3 protein-coding genes are annotated in these 4,092 nt (G+C 43.4%); all 3 read right to left on the bottom strand.

Going from position 1 to position 4,092, the window contains the following annotated elements; all coding sequences use genetic code 11:
- Positions 1–313 precede the first annotated feature (313 nt).
- Genes E1163_RS01955 through E1163_RS01945 form a run of 3 tightly spaced genes read right to left on the bottom strand, consistent with a single transcriptional unit; the run spans position 314 to position 4,020 of the window.
- Positions 314–1,294: an NAD(P)H-dependent flavin oxidoreductase gene (locus E1163_RS01955; RefSeq protein WP_155168918.1), complete on the bottom strand. Its 981-nt coding sequence runs from the start codon at positions 1,292–1,294 to the stop codon at positions 314–316.
- Positions 1,281–2,672: a M28 family peptidase gene (locus E1163_RS01950; RefSeq protein WP_155168916.1), complete on the bottom strand. Its 1,392-nt coding sequence runs from the start codon at positions 2,670–2,672 to the stop codon at positions 1,281–1,283. Before E1163_RS01950 ends, E1163_RS01955 begins: the two co-directional genes overlap by 14 nt.
- 37 nt (positions 2,673–2,709) lie before the next feature.
- Positions 2,710–4,020, bottom strand: coding sequence for a DEAD/DEAH box helicase (locus E1163_RS01945; protein WP_155168914.1), 1,311 nt, complete (start codon positions 4,018–4,020; stop codon positions 2,710–2,712).
- Positions 4,021–4,092: the final 72 nt, after the last annotated feature.

Below are 4,092 nucleotides of genomic sequence, written 5' to 3'. Positions count from 1 at the left end.
ATTGCGATCAACGACCTTCTGTCACTCACCGAGGCGAAAAGTGGATCAAGAGGAAAACTTGGGGGGGGGTAAAAGGATAAAACCGAAAGGTTGTATATCTAAAGATCGTATTACAGGTAAGTGATTATGGTTGAAAAATGGTACTAATGCGCTTATATCTTGTCATTTAGACTGTTTGCCAACTGCTCTTGCCGATTGCCTTTTGCAAAATAGTACCAGATACATATGTCTAAGTTCATGCCCTCCCCAGAAATTCGGACTGATCCCGAAAAGTTAGTGTATCCCAAGAAATCCTGCCTGGCTCAAGGTTTCCTCAGAAAGCCCGTTCAGGTCGCGTACTGTATTCGTTTATGAGTCCCTCTACAATCTCTTTTACAGGACGAATGGCATGCACATGCTCAATAGAAGGCCCGGCACACCAAAGTGTCTTATAGGTAGCGCTAAAGGCTGCTTTCTCCAGGGATTTCATCCCCTTATAGAACGTCAGCATCTTAGCATATTTTTTAAGCGTTTTGTTCTTATTGAGTATGGACTCCAGCCAGTTTTGTTTCGTGCCGATCTCCTGAACATAAGGAGTATTAATAACCGTACAAGGCGTTCCTGATAACCTGTCAGTCATCACTATATCCTTAGCTCCATAATCCACTATGGCCTGCTTGTACTCCTGAGATACACCTGCCTCGTCAGAAGCTATGAAAGGACTACCCATAGACACTCCACATGCCCCCAGAGCCAGTACATCGTGCAGCTCTGATCCGGTGGCTACGCCTCCCGCTGAGATCACAGGTATTTTACAATTAGCTTTTAAGAGAGGGATAAGTTCACTGGCAGGCATAGGTCCTGCATGGCCGCCTGCTCCTGAGTTAACAGCTATTAAAGCATCTGCTCCCAGCTCTTCCACCTTTTTTGCGTATTTCTCCTCAGTTACGTCGCAGAAAACCTTAATTCCTTTTTTACTGCAAGCTTCTATTACCTCCCGAGGGCTTCCCAGGGAGGTAATAATAAAGTCTACTTCATATTCTACGCAAGTCTTAAGCTGCTCCTTAAGCCTGTAATTGGACTTATTCACAATCAGATTGATACCAAAAGGCCCGCCCACAGCTTCCTTTATCTCAGTAAGCGCCGCTCGAAACTCTTTGTCAGTTCGATAATTAAGCGCCGGTATACAACCGGTAATACCTGCTTTAACGCCTTCAATAACCATGGCAGCGTTAGAAACCAAAAACATAGGAGCCATAATAACAGGATACCTTATATTCAGCATCCGCGTCAATTCCGTATCAATTCTTTCCATCTATTCCGTACTTATCAATTAAATAAACCAAAGCTGCCATGCTGGCTGCACCGAGCTCAAGTTCTCTTTTATCTATTGTGTCAAAAGTATCTGCCGTAGTGTGGTGCAGGTTAAAGTAACGTTGTGAATCGGGTAGAAAACCGATCAAAACGGTTCCCTGTTCTTCGAGCGGACCGATATCAGCGCCTCCCCCTGGCTTGCCAAAGTCATATATTCCATAGGTTTCAAACAAAGGCCTCCAATTAAGTAGCTGAGCCTTTGCAGCCTCACTCCCTACAAGAGTAAACCCTTTGGGAGTAAAGCCCCCTCTGTCTGACTCGATGGCAGCCAGATGCTTCTCCTGATTTTTCTTAGCCAGCTCAGCATACTTCAATCCACCCCTTAAGCCGTTCTCTTCATTCATGAACATCACTGCTCGTATAGAATGCTTTGGTTTATATCCGATGCTTTGCAAAACACGCAGTGCCTCTATAGATTGTACGCAACCCGCGCCATCATCATGAGCACCGTCACCTAAATCCCACGAATCGAGGTGGCCTCCTACAATAATATACTCACCCTGTTTTGATGAACCTCTTATTTCACCAATAACATTGTATGACAGTACATCGGGCAACATTTGGCAATGTGATTCAATGTATAGCTCCAGGTCCGGCTCAGCTTTTAAGCTTTTGCTGAGCAAATTGGCAGAATTTGTACTTATGGCCAACGCCGGGATTTTTTTAACACCCTCTTTATATATTAGTGTCCCGGTATGAGGTATATCATCATTATTGGATGCCATTGACCGTACAACAACCGCCAGTGCACCTAAATCTGCTGCCTCTGAAGCCCCAAACACCCGCTGATCAACTGCTCCGCCATAAGCTGCAAAAGTACTTATATGGGTTGGATCCATTTTCCTGTTGAAAAATACGATCTTCCCCTCCACATTTTTCCTGCCCAGCTTTCTCAGTGATTCTATACCGTCAACCTCAATAATTTTAGCCACCACGCCCAAGTCTCCGGTACCTACAGAGTTACCCAGAGCACAGGCAGTAAGGTCAAACGTTCCCAGCCTGTCGGAATTAATTACTTTCACAACTTCCTTTTCTCCTCTCACCCAATGAGGTACCATAACCTCCTGTAAAAAAACGGTATCAAAACCCAGGCTCATCATTTCCTGCCGACTCCACTCCACCGCAGCAGCGGCCTCAGGAGAACCACTCAGGCGTCCGCCGATTTCATTACTGAGATAGTCCAGCATCTCATATGAACGGCCATTTGTCAACGTCTCATTAAAGATACTTTTCAACATATCCTCATCAGATTGACAGTATATTTTAAGAGGGGATAAAATGCTTGATGCTAAAAGAAATAGTGCGTATAGTCTTCTCATAATAAAGGTTTGGTTAAACAACTTTTTAATACAATCCTTATTTCCTACGTGTTTTCCTCCTTTTCTGGTTAGATTTTTTATTTGTTTTTTCGCTAAACCGCTGTTTCTTTTCATGAAACGCACCTTTAAAATCAGGGTTTTCCTTCCTTTTAAAAGCATCTATATCCATCTCAATAGCTATTTTTTCCTGCCGGGGTGTTTCTGTAATCTCCACTTCTTCAGGTAGTGGCTTCTGAGGTATTTCAGTTCTTATCAGCTCCTGGATTTTGCCAATGTGAAGCAGCTCAGCCTTATTGGCAAAAGTAAGGGCTACACCTTCATTTTTAGCCCTTCCCGTCCTTCCTATCCGGTGTACATAATCTTCGTAAATGATCGGCACATCAAAATTAATCACATGCGAAACCATACTAACATCAATACCTCGTGCAGAAACATCTGTTGACACCAGCACCCTAAGTTCACCGTCTTTAAACTCATTCATAGCATTGATGCGACTGTTTTGTCCCTTGTTGGAATGGATAACCCTTACAGGCCCCAAGCCTTTTCTATCCAGGTATTTAAATACATTATCTGCAGTCGACTTGGTTCTGGTGAACACCAACACCCGGTTAAACTCCTCCTTCTTTAGCAGGTGCTCCAGAAAGTTAATCTTGGTTCGCATATTAGGCACCTGATAAAGCTGCTGCTCAATAGTATCCGTAGTGGTAGCCTGAGGTGCCACTTCTACGACTTCCGGAAATTCCAGGAATTCTTCCGAAAGCTTCAAGACCCTGTCTGCCATTGTAGCGGAAAAAAGAAGATTTTGCCGCTTAACAGGGATCACCTCTAATATTTTCCTGATCTGGGGCATAAATCCCATATCCATCATTTTATCAGCCTCATCGAGCACAAGTGTTTTAATTAATTTTGTGTTTAGCTCGCCTTTCAGGTATATATCCATAAACCTTCCAGGTGTAGCTAATATAATGTCAACACCCTCCTGTACTTTTTCAATCTGGGTTTTAGGTCCAACTCCCCCGTATAAAGACACATAGCGAATATCCAGATAAGTTGAAAACATGTTAATGTTTTCCTCTATCTGCAAGATCAGCTCCCGGGTCGGAGCCAGTATCAGCGCACGTGGATCCATGCCCTGGGCATACTTTATTTTCATAAGTATGGGAAGTACAAACGCCGCAGTCTTTCCGGTACCGGTTTGCGCAATACCCATTACATCATGCCCTGCCAGCACAAGTGGAATAGCCTTTTTTTGAATCGGGGTAGGTTCAGTGAAACCCAAATCCTCAATGGCATTTAAAAGTTGTTTGTTTAATTTAAAATCTTCAAATGTCTCTATCTCCTTACCCATAAAACACAAGGTTTATTTGCTGCTTGACTCCGAAAGCCTGTAATTTGTAATTAACAATTTAAACCGGATCAA

Origin of the sequence: Fulvivirga kasyanovii (assembly GCF_009711405.1) — a bacterium.
GTDB lineage: Bacteria > Bacteroidota > Bacteroidia > Cytophagales > Cyclobacteriaceae > Fulvivirga > Fulvivirga kasyanovii.
The sequence above is the reverse complement of the archived record's forward strand: the minus strand, read 5'-3'. Positions and strand labels throughout refer to the sequence as shown.

What these genes read in the sequence shown, in the direction of transcription:
- E1163_RS01955 (WP_155168918.1), bottom strand. Translation starts at nt 1,294, where the DNA reads ATGGAAAGAATTGATACGGAATTGACGCGGATGCTGAATATAAGGTAT.
- E1163_RS01950 (WP_155168916.1), bottom strand. Translation starts at nt 2,672, where the DNA reads ATGAGAAGACTATACGCACTATTTCTTTTAGCATCAAGCATTTTATCC.
- E1163_RS01945 (WP_155168914.1), bottom strand. Translation starts at nt 4,020, where the DNA reads ATGGGTAAGGAGATAGAGACATTTGAAGATTTTAAATTAAACAAACAA.